Origin of the sequence: Nocardia testacea NBRC 100365 (assembly GCF_000308775.1) — a bacterium.
In the GTDB taxonomy this organism is placed as follows: domain Bacteria; phylum Actinomycetota; class Actinomycetes; order Mycobacteriales; family Mycobacteriaceae; genus Nocardia; species Nocardia testacea.
Genome location: NZ_BAGJ01000249.1, coordinates 1 through 15,129 on the forward strand (window position 1 = coordinate 1; position 15,129 = coordinate 15,129).

The following is a 15,129-nucleotide window of genomic DNA, read 5'->3' on the forward strand; positions in this document are numbered from 1 at the left end:
CCGTGAGTCGGGGACATCCGAGCGTCTGTGCGCGATGCGCTCGCGCCCGAACCATCCGACGGCTGAACCGGCCGATGCCCAGAACCTGTGGTGAATCGCGGAGGTTGTGGCCAATCGCTCATGCGTTGTAGTACTGTATAACCGTTATACCGATCTGGTTGGTTGGGTCTCGGTAGGCGAGTCCTGCCGAGTGGCCGGTGCCCCACGTCCATCGACCGCGAACACACTGCGACAACACCATGTCAAGGAGAACTTCCATGAATCTGGCCGACTATGACGCCCTGAGCTTCGACTGCTACGGCACCTTGATCGACTGGGAAGCCGGCATTGCCGCTGTCCTCGCCCCGTGGGCGAAGGAAGTCGGGCTGATGCTGACCGACGAGGACTTGCTCTTGGCGTACGCGGAGAACGAGGCGCAGGCCGAACGCGACACCCCCGACGCGCTCTACTCGGCGATCCTGGCCAAGGCATTCCGCCGAACCGGCGAGAAGCTGGGCAAGGAGGTGACCGACGAATGGGCGTCCGAGCTCGGCGCGTCGGTCCCCGACTGGCCGGCCTTCCCCGACTCGGCCGAGGCACTCGCTTCGCTGGCGAAGGATTACAAGCTGATCATCCTGTCCAATGTGCATCGCAAGGGCTTCGTCGGTAGCAATGCACGTCTAGGGGTCGATTTCGACAAGATCATCACCGCGGAGGATGTCAAGGCTTACAAACCCGCACCGAACCATTTCGAAGCCCTCGACGATGCCCTCGAAGAACTGGGCGTGCCCCGCGAACGCCTTCTGCATGTGGCCCAGAGCCTCTTCCACGATCACGTGCCCGCCAAGCGCCATGGTCTGCCCTCGGTGTGGATCAATCGTCGCTACGACCGTCCGGGCTGGGGCGCGACCCCCGAGCCTTCCGACGAGTACACCTACGACCTCGAATTCCCGACCATGGAAGGGTTCGCGGCTGCCGCGCGTGCAGCGAAGGCTGGATGAACCAGACGCCTAGTACTCCAGCCGCACTTGGTTATGTAATCGGTGTCTGCGCTGGTAGTGGGCTTTTCTGGCCCGGTATTGGTGCCGGCGCCGCCAGGTTGACCACTGCCAGATGGCAGTGTGGTCGGTGCGGTGGGCGATCACGTGTGCCAGAAGACGGCGGATTTCGCCGAGGGTGAGCGAGATAAGTTCGCCGCCAATGCTTTTGGGGAGATCGCTGCTGTAACGGCGAGGTGGGTGTGGGCGAGCATGGCGAGGGTGATGTGGCGGTACCAGGCGTCGTAGCGGCGGACTTGGTAGTGGTCGAGGCCGATCTCGGTTTTCGCGGTCTGGAAGCAGTCCTCGATCGCCCAGCGGGTGCCGGCGACCCGGATGAGGGCGTCGTCGCTGGTGCCGGTGGGTGCGGAGCACATGTAGTAGGCGATCTCGAGTTCGCCTTTGCGGTTCGGTGTCAGAGCACGTCGTGCGAGTAGCCAGCGGCTCCAGCCGGGATCGGTGGTCCACTCGTAGACCGGCAGCGACGCTACCGCCCAGTCGAACATGCGTGGCCCCTTCGCCCCGTCACCGCAGCTCAGACGCTTCCACGCCTCTGGCGGTGCTTGCGCGACGAGGTAGTCGGCGCGGGTGCGGCCTGCGGTGACCGGGATGGTCTGGCTGCGTGGCACCGCTACCACGTACCCGATGTGGCGGGTTTCGAGCCACGTCCGGAACTTGTAGTCGCCGCCGTAGGCCTCGTCCGCGGTCACCCATCGGGCCGGGACCCCGCCGTCCAGTGCTCGGGCGAGACATCTTCTTGGCGAGGGTGGCCTTGGTGGCGAATTCCACGCTATCGGGACGTTCGCCTCCCGGCGGCGGTCACGGTCGTCGGTCCACGACTTCGGCAGATACAACTCCCGATCGATCAGGGTGCGGGCCCTTGCTGGTGGCGCAGGCGCAGAAAACATCCAGCTGGCAGTTTTCGATCCGGCCGGCTGTTCCCGAGTATTGTCGTTGCACCCCAGCAGATTTCATACCCTTCTTCAAGAACCCGGTTTCATCGACGATCAGTACGCCATCGGGATCACCGAGATGTTCGACCGCGTAGGCGCACACGTCATCACGGAGCCCGTTCGCGTCCCACGCCGCCTTGTTCAACAGCCGCTGCATTCCGTCCGGAGTCAGATCCCAGCCGCTTCGGCAAGCGTCCAGCCATTCTTTCCCGTCAACGAAGCCAACAGGCCCCGCACATACATCCGCGTCCGCAACCGCGGCTCCGCACGATAGAAACGACCCGCAACCAGGCCAAACAGATCATCCAGCCCAGCCACCCACGCGGCCAGGTCCTCATCGATCGACACGACGAAAGGCACTACCCCACAGCATAACCAAGTGCGGCTGGAGTATTAGGCGTCGGCCTTCTTCGTCGCCACGGCATCAAGTGTCGTCATCACGGCGCCTTCCCGCTGACCATCGGTCAGCGAATCAGGCCGGCAACACCTTAAATCCACAGTTCCTTTAACGCTTAAGTGTGACAGCTAAGTAGAGGAGTAAGTGGAGCTCATATGCCTACGGATGAATATCAGCTCGGATTAGCCGAGGATTTCTATTCGTGAGAAATCAGAGGCTGATCTCGTGGGCGTCTACCGCCGGGTGCGTCTCGACTGTTCAGCCGCGCTCGCTGTATGAGGTCGGCAAACCGCGACTTCCTGCCTTTTTCTAGTAATCCAGAGTTTCAGGAAATGGCGTGGTCGATCATGCGGATCAAATCGGCGTGGAAAGATCTCCGCAACGGGCTGGCCCGCTGCGTGGAGAACGTTGCAGAAGTGCGGGCGACTCCCGTCCGCCGTGCCGCGGACGGCCTTCGGGCTGCGGTGCCCGCGATACATACTGTTGACGCGCAGGGTAGTGCAGCTGTGGAGGGCGCTGCCGGATATCTCGGCCCCGCCGGTTTGGGCCTGCAGCCTCATCCGCTATGGCCCGGGACGATAGCGGCGGACAAGTTCCTGAGGGGCATATACGGGGATCGATATCACACGGACGGCTCTGCCCTGGCCCGCACCTATGCTCATTCGTTGGCATCGGTACCGGAGAAGTTGCATCGCATCGTCGCGGCCGACATGAGAGGACAACCTCACGGCGGAATCTGGCTCGGTGACAGAAGCCTGCTGGACCTGGGCCATCCGGCATGGTCTGCGGCAACCCGCGGTGGTACGCCACGAGGTTGGCCGGCCGGCTCGACCTGGCACGATGTCCAGGGTGTACACGACCCGAATCATCGGGCACTGCTCGTGGGTCACGACAAGTCCTCCGGAAGCAGTAACGTCGCGCTACACGAATTCGGTCATGCCCTCGACCATGCTCTCGGCCGACCGAGCCAGGCGCCAGCGTTCACCGAAGTTCATGCCAGAGTACTTCCTCTCGTCCAACGGGCAAGCCCAGTATCCGTTGATTACTATGCACAGCCTGGCATCGCCGGGAAACAGGAACTCTTCGGTGAGAGCGTTGCTTGGTTCTATAACACCGAACAACCCGGTAGCGGCTTCTCCTGGTTCGACAACACCGAACAACCGAAGTTCTTCAACTCGGTCGCCGCCGGCCGTCACCTGACAACCTACTTTCAGGCCCTCGAAGCAGAGTTAGGGATCACAGCATGAGCGAGGAACATCCTCTGGCCCGGCGCCTCGACGACGGGCGTATCCTTTTGCGCTACTCGGCCCGAGAAGCCGACGGCGCGATGACGGAGGGCTCGTTTGCCATCAGCCCGGAAGACCGGGCATACGCGGACTGGGACGCAGAAATCACACGCTGGGAATACACCTCGCAAACCTTCGACGACACCGGCGATTACCACCCCATCGACTACGAGAACCTTCCCCTGCTTCCCGACCCGCCCCCCAACGACCACGACTGACCGGGACTGTTCGGGCCGTAGTGTGACGGTTGTCTGCCCGGATGGTTATCGGGACTTCCACTTCCCATTCATGGGGCATGGTATTTGCCCCGTCCTCGCATGGCTCATGTACGACAGGCTGCGGTCCCGGCGCGCCGCTGCACCTGGTTCGCGGCCCTTCAAGAGCTGCGGGCTGCGGGCGCCCATGCCGGACAAACACACCGGCACCTACTGGTGGACGCTGCCGGTTCACGGCACCGCCCAGCAGGGCCGGGTCACCACCAGCTACAGGGTCCTTCCGACGCGGAACCAAGCGCGACTCTTCTCGTCAATGGACCCCACAGGCCAGTTCCTCGGGCCGCCGTAGCATTCGCCGAAAACCGGGCCGGATATGTAGCGCTGCGGGGCCTGGAGAAGAAGAGCACTGATCCAACTAGCGCGGGTTGGCGCAAGCGGGTGGTACCGAGCTTGGGACATCTGTCGGTCGCGACGCTGACCAACGGTGCGGTAGACCGTGTGGTCGTCAGCTGGATCGGCGACGGCGTCGGGAAATCGTCGGTGAAGAACAGCCTTGCCGTACTGGTGCGCGTGATGGAACAAGCAGTACGGGACGGGCTTCGGGAGACCAATCCGGCTCGGGTGCGTGGCTGGCAGAAGCTGTACCAGCAGATCGAGGACGAACTCGACGACCTGCGGGCCCTCGCGCTCCCGAACTGGACAGCCCTGACAACGCTTGCTGATGCGCTCGTTCAGCGTTCGGCAGATCGGTACCGCGGATGGGGTGACGTGGTGATCTTCGCTGCGTGCACGGCGTCCAGAATCGGCGAGGTGTCCGGCTGCCGTGTCGGCGATATCGACACTGACACCTGGACGTGGCGAGTGCGTCGTCAGACAACCCCCTCGCCGGGCGGCATGGAGGACAAAGGCACCAAGGGTAACCGTGCCCGGCCCGTCCCGCTGATCGAAGAAGTTCGGCAACTCGTCTCGGACCGGCTCGATGCGGTCGGACGGGACAAACCCGATGCACGCCTGTTCCGTGGGCCGCGTGGAGGAGTTCATGACCTGACCAGGAACAACTACAACATTGGTGTACTCTGGCTGCATGTACACCGAAACCCGGTGCATCTGCTGCAAACCCAGTGTTCTGATCCCCCTCCGGACACCAGTGCTAACCACAGCATCGGCCCCGACCACCGCAAGGTGATCCCGGGGCCGATAACGCATGTCCAGGTGCAGGGCCTGGTAGAGGTTGGTCTTCTGGCTGGGTGCGCCCGCTGTGAGGCCGGTGCTCGGTCAGCCAGTACCTGTTCGGTGCGGCCCAGCACCGTCGTGTCGAATCCGAGTGTCCCTCCGGGCAGCGCCTACAGCGCGGCCCCGGCCCAGCCTCTGCAGGCACCTGGATTGAACACCCCAGCCGGCCAGCCCGGAATGACCCCGACTCAGCAGGAGCCTTCGCCACCGCACCCCGGCTGCTGGACGCGACCAAAGCGATACCGGTGCCCTCGACCGCCGGCGGCGGGCAGGTCTACCGGCTGCCCGATCTCACCGGCGCCGGCGCGGTCTCCAACAGCGGGCCCGCGGTCTACGTCGGGCCCGGCGCCACCCGCGCGGTCGCCGGACCCTTGGACACCTTCGGCCGTCCCACCGGCTCCTACGGCTACCTCGACGGGTGCCAGCGCGGCGGTCGCCGGCACCGGACCGGCCAGCATCCCGGTCCCCGGGGCGGGTGGGGTCTACCAGCGTGGACATCTGTGGCCCAACCGATACGGCGCCCCCGGCGATGTCCCGCAGTTCTTGGCCCCGGAACTGGGGGCGACCAACACCGGTGCGATGCGGGTCTATGAGCGCCACGTCGGCTAGGTCGTTACCGGCGCGGTGCCGGGGGTTCCCGCCCAGAACGTCACCTACCTGAAGATCCCGATCTACATCGATGACAAGGTGATCCCCGACTACTACCTGCTGCAGGCCTGGGGCGATCTGGGATGGAACCTGCCCCCGACCTACGTACAGAACTTCTGATCGGCGGAGGCGATACCGGACGTGAGCGCACTCGACGAGCTGACAACCCTGCTACCTCCACCACCGGGCGCCGGCCGCGACTTCGACTCGGACCCCGTGCAGCAGCGCCTCGGATCCCCGCCCTGCCGCAGGATTTCAAGGACCTGCTTGGCGCCTACGGTGACGTCCGGTTCTACAACGTGTTGCGACTGTACCGACCCAGCACCGGGCCCTACCTCGACCTCGCCGAGGTCACCCTCGCCTCCCGCGACCCCTTGGCCAGCGACGAATAACCACCCACCGACCTCCCGCCCGGCGTGTCGACCGATCCGGCCACCCTCATCCAATGGGGCGCATCCTTCAGCGGCGCCTACGGCCTGTGGGACGCCAGCAACCCCGACCCCGACAACTGGCCCCTGGTCTTCACCGACATCGACAAAATTTAGTGGGGCACCTACCCGGGCACGGTCACCGAGTTCATCCTCGACTGGCTCCGCGGCCGCACAACCCCGATCCCACTGTGGAACCTCGGCAACATCCTCCGAGGCACCACACCGTTCTGCGAGTTCTACGACCCCACCGAAGCTGCCCATTTATCTGGGCCAAGGCCCAATATCCGTTGTTTTTCGGCGAATTGCGACCGGAACAACGGTCGGGGCAGCCTGGCCGTGATGCACGGCGAAGTGAAGGCTGCCCCATGACGCCGCGATCTCCGGCGACGCGGGATTGCCGACGCCCGGTGCGAAATGACTCCGCCGAAAGCAGCGGCCGATTCGCTGCGGTAGTACTACCGCTGTTTACGGGTCCATACCGAACGCCGCGCCGATATCCACCAAGCTCCGCTGCTCGAGGATCCGCCTGCGCCGTCTCGCTCTGAACTGATCAGTTACTGCGTGCGAAAAGGATCGCTTGCTGAGCTTCCGCGTCCGGGTCGAGCAGCATCTGCGCCTCGACCACGAATCCGGCATCGCGCAGCCAGGATGCCACCTGGTCAGGCCGACGGCGGTGGACATGGAGCTGCATCGGGTGACCGCCATAGCCCTCCGTCATCAACTGCGACTCGTCGCCGACGTGGAACAGCAGCTGCAGCGGTCCGCCGGGACGCAATGCTCGGTGGAAGTGCCCGAACACGGTCGGCACCTCGTCGTCGGGGATGTGGATCAACGACTGCCAGGCGAGCAGGCCGGCCACCGAAGCGACGGGGAGGTTCAGGTCCGTCATCGAGCCCACCTCGAACCGCAGGCCGGGGTGGTCGCGCCGGGCCACCTCGATCATCCCGGGGGAGAGGTCGACACCGAAGGCGTCGACGCCGAGCTCATGCAGGTGGGCGGTGACCTCGCCGGGGCCGCAGCCGACGTCCGCGACCGGCCCGCCGCCGGCGACCTGCACGCTGTCGGCGAACAACGCGAGAGCCGTGCGCAGGTACCGGTGTCTGGCGAGGGCGCCGCGCACTTGGTCGGCATAGCTGACCGCGACTGTGTCATAGGAGGTTCGGGTGTGGGCCAACCAGTCATCCGTGGTCATGGCCCGCACGATATTCCATGATCGCGACCTCGTGGACGGCCGATGCAGAGAGACCTGATCATCGGCCTGCCAGCTGGGCGACGGTGCCGGGTGGGGGCGGGTGCATTCGGCCGGCCGGCACCGGTACCGGCAATCTCGCTGCTGCACGACTGTTGGAGGACGGGGGTTCGGGGGATCGCAACGACCAGTGAGATGGACGTGGGGTGGCAGTAACACGATGGCAGACCGAGAACGTCACAGCGGGGCGGCAGGTAGCGGGCGATGCCGGCATGCTCACGGAATCTGCACATTTCTTACACTCATTCCGCGGATCCTGCGGTTAGGTTTCCGGGATGTCTTGTGAAAGGCCCCATCCGGTTCTGTCGCTGGGAGCGTCCGCCGCAGCCGCCGTGACATCGATCGTGCTGACGCTGCACGCCGAGTTCTTCTTGCACTGGATCTGGGTGCTGTACCTGCCGCTGTTCGCCTTCGGTTATCTGATCTTGGCCATTGTGTCCTGGCTGTCGGTCTGGGCTGTTGCCCGCGGCGGCTCCCGGGGATTGACGGTTGCCGCTGCGGTGCTGGCGCTCGTGAGTGTCGGCGGGTCGTTGTTCTTGTTCGTCGACACAAAGACCAGCGGGTGGGCACGGTTCTGGCTGGAGCATCCGGCATTCGCCGCCGCGGCCACCGTAGAGGTCCCCGAGCACGGCGCAGGTGACCTCTACGGTGTCGAGCTGCCGAGTCATCTGTGTGCCGTCGCACCGAACTGCCGGATCGCGACTCTCGGCTACAGCAACGGAGCACCGATTCGATACGTCGCCGACTACGCCGAACTGTTCGAAGACACCTACGGTTACGGGCACTTCGCCGGCCCGCCGGAACCCGGTCCATACAACGGGTTCGGGACTCCCGTGTGCCCCACCATGGAGCTGACGGGCGGATGGTGGTGGCTCGAACGTTGCGACGGCCCGGACTACGAGCGGGCCCGGTGAACCGGCATCAGTTCGTTGAGCATTTTCTCGTGGCTGAACTGCTGGCTGCTCGATAGCAAGGTGCCGAATGAAGGCGCTGTGGAGCCTGTACGCGTCACCCTACGAGTTGTCTTCTCCCTCCATGGTCAGCTGTGTCCAGTGCTTCCCCCATGGTGAAGATGCGGATCTTGAAAATTCACTGTCCGGGGGCTGCACTGCATGTAGCAGTCGCTGGGCGAGCACACTCACCGGCCCGCCGCGACGCCAGGTCGGGGCCGAAAACGGGAAAATAGTAGCCGCTGGAACGTGTACTATCGCGGCATGCGCACCGAATGTGTGCACACCTGCTGCAAACTTAGTGTTCTGATCCCCCTCCGGACACAATCACTGCACCATCTTAGGTCTTCTACCTGCGGTTATATACGAGGTCCAGTAGCGCTGCTATGTCGAATCAATGCAAAACCGCAGGTAGGGGCCTGTGGGGGTTCGATTCGGGTTACACTGAGGGAATCCTGAGAAGCCGGCAGGGCGGTGTAGCGCATCGTATTCGTTGTATCGCGGAAGTCTTTCTGGCTCTGCGGATATCGGTCGAGAGCCCGCCGTTGGGATTCGTCCCGCTTGCCACGCCGAGCAGAAGGTGGCCTCATGCAGAACGTTGGCCCGGTCGAGACCGCTCGGTCGACTACCACCCGCCTGCCCCAGGGCAGCAGGGACTCGAGGAAAGTCGAAGTCATCGTCCCGAAGGATCCGCCCGAGCTCACGCCGGACGCTGCTCGGGCTTTGTTGTGCCTCATCCAAGAAGTCGCGACGAGGCCGCGGTAGCCCGATACACCGGAGTATCGAGTGGGCGCTACACGACCCGTAGGCCCGATTCATATTGTGTCGGGTATCAGTCGGCCGTCCTGGCAACTGGGCGAAGCGGTTACTCCACGTCTCCACTTCACAGCGGGAGGCCTTCACCTTTCAACATCCGTGCCAAGTCCCTGCAGACCCGGCACAACCTCCCTGGACATCACAGATGAAGGTGGCTGGTGCGTAGCTTTCCCGGCGATGCCCGACCGGTGCCGGATACACGACGCGGCGTAGGCTGACCTGCGACCTGCCACACTCGTGCGACGCCCGATCAGGGAGTGCCATGTGTCGTTTGTTCGGATTGTCGGCCGCACCGCGGCGGGTGCGGGCCACATTCTGGTTGCTGGACGCGCCGGACAGCCTGTCGGAACAGAGTCGGCGCATGCCCGATGGTGTCGGCCTGGGCACCTTCACCACGCACGGGTCCACGCGGGTGGAGAAACAACCGATCGCCGCGTACGAGGATGCGCAGTTCGCCCGTGAGGCCCGGGAACGGGTATCGGCGACGTTCGTGGCGCATATCCGCTACGCGTCTACCGGCGGTCTGGAACTACGCAATACCCATCCCTTCGAACAACACGGCCGGCTGTTCGCCCACAACGGTGTGCTGCAGGGCCTCGACGAACTGGATGCCGAACTCGGTGACTATGGCGGTCTCGTGCACGGCGACACCGACTCCGAACGGTTCTTCGCGCTCATCACACAGCGCACCGATCGGCACGACGGCGACGTCACCGCGGGCATCGCAGATGCCGTCCGCTGGCTCGCAAACCGGGTGCCCGTCTATGCCCTCAATCTGGTGTTGACCACCGACTCCGGTTTGTGGGCGCTGCGCTATCCGGACACCCACGATCTGTTCGTGCTGGAGCGCGCGGCAGGCGGACCGCACGGCGGACGCCACCTCGATCACGCGGGCCGAGCGGGAATCCGTACCCGTAGCGCCGAGCTGGCGGGTTTTCCCGCGGTGGTAGTGGCCAGCGAACGCACGGACGAGGACCCCGGGTGGCGATCGTTGGTGCCCGGGGAGTTACTGCACGTCGACGGCCGAAACCGCATCCAGGTGACGACGATTTTGGACGACCCGCCACGCCATCCTCTGACCCTCGCACAGCTCGATGCAACGGCGGCCGCCTCGCAAAGGGGACGGTGAATCGTCCTCGACTGTCGGCCGCCCGCCAGGGGCAGGGACAACGCAGCCGCCGGCTCTCGCCGCGATCGGTGGCTGGTTCGGCTCTGTCGGAGGTGAACCCGAGCAGCGATTGGGCCACGGCCAGGCATACCAGCTCTGCGACGGTCAATACCGGCGGTCGGCCCAACCAGCGCGGTCCGGGTAAGATCGACGGCAGGCCGATAGACCATGAGGTGGCATCGACGGGCGTCGCAACTTACCTGACCCGATTTCGGGTCAAGAGTGGTCATACAACTCGCGACCCAGCGCGCGGTTGAGTTTCCGCTGCAGCCGGCGAAGGATCCGAATGCTCTCCTCGTCGGATAGCCCCGTGGTGGTCGGCCACTCCACTCCGGACCCGAAGACATCGCTGGCGAAGGCGAACTCGGTCGCCACCAGAGTTCGTCGCCAATCTGCCACGCTCAGCGGCCTATTCGAGGTCAACGCCGAACGCAATCGTTGTTCCTGCTCGTGCAGGTCCACTACACTCCGGAAGCCCATCGCGACTGCAAGCGCCTCGGTGCAGTGGGCTGGGCCGCCCCATGCGCCCAGCCCGCGGCGCAGTACCTCACGCTCGTCCTCGGAAGTTCAATCGCTGCCAGGCCGTCCGAATCCATCCACCCATGATGGCCTATAGAATCTCCTGCTTGATGGGTGCCGCTGAGAACCTGTGGCCGATCGCGAGCGGCGCCACATCGGTCTTTCCGAATATGTCCCCGTTCCACGAGGAATGCGAGCGCGATACGCGGAATACGCTGGGAATCAAAAAGTTCGATTCGGCTTTTCGGCGTGGCCGGACGATGGGCATGGACGCGGCCGTGGCCCTCGCACTCGGTGAACAGGGTGCCGGCCCGACGGCACAGGCTTCCGCGAAGCCGGCCGATCGCGAACAGCAGGTCGCGGAACTGATCGCACAGGGGCTCGGTAACAAGCAGATCGCCACGAGACTCGTGATCTCTCACGTACGGCCCAAGGTCATGTAGAGCACATCCTCACCAAACTCGGCTTCACCTCACGAGTGCAGATACCGGCCTGGGTAGTGGACGGAAACCTCGAGAGACAGAGGAGTTTCCGAGCCGTGAGTGTCCGGCGGCCGGCGGGGTCGACCATGGCCGCCGGCCCTCCGTGTCCCGTGATCCTTCACGCACAGGACACGGGAGCCGGTTTCAGAACGCACTCCTGATGAGTCCACCGTCGACCCGGATGGTGGCGCCACTGATGTATTCGGCGTAATCGCTGCACAGGTACGCGACGGCCGCAGCGATCTCGTCGGCCCTGCCGAAGCGTCCGCGATCGTTGGGGATGAGCGAGTTGACGGCGTTGGGTTCGATCTCTTCCCACGTGTCCCCCCATCCACGAGCGGGGCCGATACCGGTGACCAACTCCTTCGTGGCATCCACCAGTATCGCTCCGGGCGAGACCACGTTGGAGGTGACCCGAGTGTCCTTCAGTTCGCGGGCAAGCGAGACCGCGAGGTTGTGCCGGGCCGCCAGGGTCGCGTTGTACTGAGGGTGGGTGTTCATCGGTTGTGACGCGAGTCCGCCCCCGATCGTCACCACTCGACCCCAGTTGCGTTCGCGCATCTGCGGCACCAGGCGTTGAATCATTCGCACGCCCGAAATGACGTTGGCGTTATAGGTCGACGCCCACTCGTCCGCTGTCGCGTCGGTCCACGACACGTGGCGGTAGAAGCCCGCGTTGTTGACCAGGATGTCGACCGGGCCGTCGGCGAGTGCGGCTTCCGCGACTCTGTCCGCTTCGGCGTCGGCGGTGAGATCGCCGAGCACCACCGATGCGACGCCGCCGGACTCGCGAATGGCTTGGGCGACGCGGTGGGTCCGGGTCCGGTCGCGGCCGTGCACGATCACAGTCGCCCCCTCCGCGGCCAGAAGTTTTGCCGTGGCCTCGCCGAGTCCGGCGCTCGAGCCGGTCACCAAGGCGCGCTTTCCGTCGAGGTTCAGTTCCATTTTTTCTCCAGTTTCGATTCCGAGTGGGTACAGACGGGTGCAGATGCTCGAAGGGCCCGAGTTGGCCGATGTATACGACTGTAGACTTATTTCCCGAAGGAAGTCTACAGCTGTATATATCTGCGGTAGGTTGTTCCCATGAGCCAGGAAGCCGCCGGTGGCGTACCACGTAAGCGACCGCGTAACGCCGCCGCTACTCGGGAGGCGATCCTCCGATCGGCAGTGGTCGCCTTCACGAAACACGGGTACGACGGCGTCGGCGTCCGTGAGATCGCGCAGGCGGCGGGTGTGACGGCGATGTTGGTCAATCGCTATTTCGGTTCGAAAGAGCAGCTGTTCGCCGAAGCGGTCGACACTGCGTTCGCGCCGCGTACGGTGCTGTCCGACGACCTCGATACCCTCTCCGCGGACGTTGCCGCCCGCCTGGTGGAACGGACCTCGCCGGAGTCGGAGCATCTGGACCCGTTCCTGCTCATGCTTCGCTCCGCGTCCAATCCGAGGGCCGCGGAGATCGTCCGAGCCGGCATCGAAAGGCACGCGGGCCGGTATCTACGTGATCTGCTCGAGGGGCCGGACGCCGATGAACGGGCGATGCTGGCTCATTCACTCATCGCCGGCTTCTGGTTGATGCGCAAGATGATCGGCAGCACCGCGCTGGTGCGGGCCGACCCGGCCGAGCTGGCCCGTCGCTTACAAGACCTGCTCGATGTGGTCATCGTGTCTCCGGTCGCGCCCGATCGAAAACCCGAGTCCGGCTGTGGCGGCCAGGACGGGCATCATCCGGTCCGCCGGCATCGAGCCGGGTGAGGGGAGAGTTTCTCATCATGGTCGAAGAGTTCGTCGCCGGGCGGTGCGGCCGCCCTTCCGGCGCCGGGACCCCGCTCGGCGGTGTGGCCGAACAAGGTCCCGGCGCCGGTGCGTGGGGTGCCAGGCCACGCCAGCCCCAGGAAAACAACTGTTCGTCCGGAGACCCGAGTCGCACCGTGCGCCACGCCGGGCGCGCATCGGCTCGGACGTCACCAGGTCATGTACCGGCGGCCACTGATTCGGGTGAGGGCGCCGCCCTGTCGGCTTCCTGTCACTCGAGTAGGGTCGCGGACGGGTCCGCCGGGCGTGGACCGGAACAGGAGGACCCGCGATGTCGCTGTTCGGACGAGATACCGAGCGCAAGGATCTGGAGGCGCTCCTCTTCGACCCGCGGGGCCGCACCGGTGTGCTGATCGAGGGCGAACCCGGGATCGGAAAGTCGGCGCTGGTCGAGGAGACCGTCGCGGCGGCTTCGGTGCGGGTGCTGCGCACCGCGGGTACCGAAGCCGAACAGCACTTCGGCTATGGCGGGCTGCACCGGCTGTTGTATCCGCTGCGCGCCGGGTTCGCGGAACTGCCCGCCCGCCAATACGCCGCGCTCGCGAGCGCTTTCGGCCTGTCCGACGTCGAGGACGAGCCGAGCGTCCACCTGGTCGGATTGGCCGCGCTCACCCTGCTGTCCGATGCCGCCGCCGAGCAGGCACTGCTCGTCGTCGCCGAGGATGTGCACTGGCTGGACTCCGCCAGCGCCGAGGTTCTCGCGTTCCTCGCCCGTCGCATCCACACCGAACCGATCACCGTGCTGGCGACCGTACGCGACGGTGTCTCTTCCCCGCTCGCCGACGCCGGGCTGGCCCCGATGCGGCTCACCGCGCTGTCCGACGCATACGCGTCCGCCCTGCTCAGCGTGACCGCGCCGCAGCTGTCCCCGCCGGTACGCGAACGGGTGCTCGCCGAAGCGGGCGGCAATCCCCTGGCGCTGACCGAACTGGCGACGTCGGTGACCGACCTCGGTGAGCTCCCCGCGACCCTGCCGATGACCGACCGTCTGCGCCGCGCCTTCGCTGCCAGGGCGCAGGCCCTGCCCATGCCGACCGCGACAGCGTTGCTCGTCGCGGCGCTCGACGACGGTGATGCACTCACCGAGATCCTGGCCGCGTCGGCGCTCCTGCTGGGCCGCGACCTCGCGCCTGATGTCCTGGCCCCGGCGGTGGAGGCGCGACTGGTCGACCTGGTTTCCGGCGCGGTGGTCTTTCGGCATCCGCTGGTCCGGGCCGCGCTCACCGTCGGCGCCACGGCCGAAGAGCGCGGGCGCGCACACCGGGCGCTCGCCGAGATCCTGCGGGATGCCCCGGACCGCCGCGCCTGGCAGCGCGCGGCGGGCGTGGCGGGCCACGACGAGGAGGTGGCCCGAGAGCTGGAAGAGGTCGCGGATCGCGCTCGGCACCGGGGCGCCGCGGCGGCGGCACTGGAACGGGCCGCTGTCGTCGGCTCCGCCGGGCACCGCGCGGACCGGCTGCTGCGGGCCGCCGAACTGGCGGTGGGTTCCGGGAGTAGAGATACCGCCGAACGCCTGGTGCGCACCGCCCGCACCCTCGATCTGACTCCGTCCCAGGACGCCACGGCGCACCGGTTGCTCAGCGGATTCGACGACGGGGTGCGCGAAGACCCTTCCCGCATCGGTGAATTGGCGGCGCTGGCGGCGCGGGTCGCGGCCGACGGTCATGACGACGCGGCGCTGCGCATCCTGTGGGGCGCGGCCATGCGGTGCTTCTGGTCCGAACCAGGACCCGAGGTGCGGCGTTCCCTGCTCGATGTCGTGAATGGGCTGCCGGTGGCTCGGGCCGATCCGCGCCGGGTCGCGATCACCGCTTATGTCGCGCCGGTCGAATGCGGTATGACCGTTCTCGGGTACCTGGGAGAACTGATCTCGGCCACCGGGCACGACCCCGAGGTCGACCGGTTCCTCGGTAGCGCCGCGCTCCAGGTCGGTGCCTTCGATCTGGCCGCCTGC

General features: G+C 65.5%; 14 protein-coding genes and 1 pseudogene. 10 read left to right on the top strand and 5 right to left on the bottom strand.

Annotation, left to right across the window (positions count from 1 at the left end; translation table 11 throughout):
• Positions 1-257: 257 nt before the first annotated feature.
• Positions 258-980: a haloacid dehalogenase type II gene (locus tag ON38_RS26380; protein WP_039827729.1), complete on the top strand. Its 723-nt coding sequence runs from the start codon at positions 258-260 to the stop codon at positions 978-980.
• Between the two features lie 9 nt (positions 981-989).
• On the opposite strand, the pseudogene ON38_RS26385 reads toward ON38_RS26380, so the two are convergent.
• Positions 990-2,299 (bottom strand): annotated as a pseudogene (locus tag ON38_RS26385) (IS701 family transposase).
• A gap of 399 nt (positions 2,300-2,698) precedes the next feature.
• Here ON38_RS26385 and ON38_RS36315 point away from each other — a divergent pair.
• Together ON38_RS36315 and ON38_RS26395 are read left to right on the top strand one after the other, a co-directional pair.
• Complete coding sequence (locus tag ON38_RS36315; protein WP_157181910.1) at positions 2,699-3,613, top strand: anthrax toxin lethal factor-related metalloendopeptidase; 915 nt, start codon at positions 2,699-2,701, stop codon at positions 3,611-3,613.
• Positions 3,610-3,870 carry a hypothetical protein gene (locus tag ON38_RS26395; RefSeq protein WP_039827731.1) on the top strand — a complete coding sequence of 87 codons (261 nt, stop codon included), beginning with the start codon at positions 3,610-3,612 and terminating at the stop codon, positions 3,868-3,870. Before ON38_RS36315 ends, ON38_RS26395 begins: the two co-directional genes overlap by 4 nt.
• A 264-nt stretch (positions 3,871-4,134) precedes the next feature.
• Here the strand turns inward: ON38_RS26395 and ON38_RS36880 are convergent, their stop codons facing one another.
• Complete coding sequence (locus tag ON38_RS36880) at positions 4,135-4,983, bottom strand: hypothetical protein (RefSeq protein ID WP_157181911.1); 849 nt, start codon at positions 4,981-4,983, stop codon at positions 4,135-4,137.
• 741 nt (positions 4,984-5,724) lie between these two features.
• Here ON38_RS36880 and ON38_RS36325 point away from each other — a divergent pair.
• The gene (locus ON38_RS36325) at positions 5,725-5,868 is read left to right on the top strand and encodes a hypothetical protein (protein ID WP_157181912.1); all 144 of its coding nucleotides are present in this window, start codon (positions 5,725-5,727) and stop codon (positions 5,866-5,868) included.
• A 296-nt stretch (positions 5,869-6,164) separates the two neighbouring features.
• Positions 6,165-6,293: a hypothetical protein gene (locus ON38_RS37960; RefSeq protein ID WP_281004633.1), complete on the top strand. Its 129-nt coding sequence runs from the start codon at positions 6,165-6,167 to the stop codon at positions 6,291-6,293.
• 436 nt (positions 6,294-6,729) lie between these two features.
• On the opposite strand, the gene ON38_RS26405 is transcribed toward ON38_RS37960, so the two are convergent.
• Positions 6,730-7,371, bottom strand: coding sequence for a class I SAM-dependent DNA methyltransferase (locus tag ON38_RS26405; protein ID WP_039827738.1), 642 nt, complete (start codon positions 7,369-7,371; stop codon positions 6,730-6,732).
• Positions 7,372-7,760: 389 nt separating this feature from the next.
• Between ON38_RS26405 and ON38_RS26410 the strand changes: the two genes are divergently transcribed.
• Complete coding sequence (locus ON38_RS26410) at positions 7,761-8,342, top strand: hypothetical protein (RefSeq protein WP_039827733.1); 582 nt, start codon at positions 7,761-7,763, stop codon at positions 8,340-8,342.
• A gap of 1,114 nt (positions 8,343-9,456) precedes the next feature.
• Positions 9,457-10,323 (top strand): class II glutamine amidotransferase, encoded by an 867-nt coding sequence (locus ON38_RS26415; protein WP_039827734.1) that lies wholly within the window; start codon positions 9,457-9,459, stop codon positions 10,321-10,323.
• Between the two features lie 255 nt (positions 10,324-10,578).
• Here the strand turns inward: ON38_RS26415 and ON38_RS26420 are convergent, their stop codons facing one another.
• The gene (locus ON38_RS26420) at positions 10,579-10,824 is read right to left on the bottom strand and encodes a hypothetical protein (RefSeq protein WP_218000839.1); all 246 of its coding nucleotides are present in this window, start codon (positions 10,822-10,824) and stop codon (positions 10,579-10,581) included.
• A gap of 167 nt (positions 10,825-10,991) precedes the next feature.
• On the opposite strand from ON38_RS26420, the gene ON38_RS37650 reads away from it, so the two are divergent.
• Complete coding sequence (locus ON38_RS37650) at positions 10,992-11,324, top strand: helix-turn-helix transcriptional regulator (RefSeq protein WP_245564216.1); 333 nt, start codon at positions 10,992-10,994, stop codon at positions 11,322-11,324.
• A 183-nt stretch (positions 11,325-11,507) separates the two neighbouring features.
• On the opposite strand, the gene ON38_RS26430 is transcribed toward ON38_RS37650, so the two are convergent.
• Entirely contained in the window at positions 11,508-12,308 is an 801-nt protein-coding gene (locus ON38_RS26430; protein ID WP_039827736.1) for an SDR family NAD(P)-dependent oxidoreductase, read from the bottom strand.
• Between the two features lie 138 nt (positions 12,309-12,446).
• On the opposite strand from ON38_RS26430, the gene ON38_RS26435 reads away from it, so the two are divergent.
• Together ON38_RS26435 and ON38_RS26440 are read left to right on the top strand one after the other, a co-directional pair.
• Positions 12,447-13,115 carry a TetR/AcrR family transcriptional regulator gene (locus ON38_RS26435; protein WP_174372463.1) on the top strand — a complete coding sequence of 223 codons (669 nt, stop codon included), beginning with the start codon at positions 12,447-12,449 and terminating at the stop codon, positions 13,113-13,115.
• 331 nt (positions 13,116-13,446) lie between these two features.
• The coding region (locus ON38_RS26440) for an AAA family ATPase (protein ID WP_039827737.1) at positions 13,447-15,129 on the top strand (1,683 nt) is incomplete at its 3' end.

Excerpts from the sequence above, each read along its gene's own strand:
- ON38_RS26380 (WP_039827729.1), top strand. The coding sequence starts at position 258 with ATGAATCTGGCCGACTATGACGCCCTGAGCTTCGACTGCTACGGCACC.
- ON38_RS36315 (WP_157181910.1), top strand. The coding sequence starts at position 2,699 with ATGGCGTGGTCGATCATGCGGATCAAATCGGCGTGGAAAGATCTCCGC.
- ON38_RS26395 (WP_039827731.1), top strand. The coding sequence starts at position 3,610 with ATGAGCGAGGAACATCCTCTGGCCCGGCGCCTCGACGACGGGCGTATC.
- ON38_RS26405 (WP_039827738.1), bottom strand. The coding sequence starts at position 7,371 with ATGACCACGGATGACTGGTTGGCCCACACCCGAACCTCCTATGACACA.
- ON38_RS26415 (WP_039827734.1), top strand. The coding sequence starts at position 9,457 with ATGTGTCGTTTGTTCGGATTGTCGGCCGCACCGCGGCGGGTGCGGGCC.
- ON38_RS37650 (WP_245564216.1), top strand. The coding sequence starts at position 10,992 with ATGGGTGCCGCTGAGAACCTGTGGCCGATCGCGAGCGGCGCCACATCG.
- ON38_RS26430 (WP_039827736.1), bottom strand. The coding sequence starts at position 12,308 with ATGGAACTGAACCTCGACGGAAAGCGCGCCTTGGTGACCGGCTCGAGC.
- ON38_RS26435 (WP_174372463.1), top strand. The coding sequence starts at position 12,447 with ATGAGCCAGGAAGCCGCCGGTGGCGTACCACGTAAGCGACCGCGTAAC.